Here is a 230-nt window from a genome sequence, read left to right on the forward strand (position 1 = left end):
GTAACATTCGTTCTGCTTGTATCTAAGTTTTCATCGAAGTAAGTGACTACGGGTGAAATATTATTGTTAAAGTACCCTTCGAGTACTCCTGATATCTCTAATGTTGGACTTGTAATATCAAGGGTGAATGATATTTCCAATGTTGTTTCATTTCCAGCTTTGTCTACTGCCCTGACGATATAGTTATACACCATATCTTGTGCCGCAGTCGGTACCCTGCCAGTCACATC

The 230-nt window shown here is 39.6% G+C and carries 1 protein-coding gene; it reads right to left on the reverse strand.

The window, feature by feature from the left end:
• Nucleotides 1–230, reverse strand: a 230-nt coding sequence (locus AOA59_RS33035; RefSeq protein WP_218212254.1) for a hypothetical protein, incomplete at both ends; no start/stop codon positions are given.

The organism is Pseudomonas sp. 2822-15 (assembly GCF_002742515.1).
Taxonomy (GTDB): Bacteria; Pseudomonadota; Gammaproteobacteria; order Pseudomonadales; family Pseudomonadaceae; genus Aquipseudomonas; species Aquipseudomonas salomonii.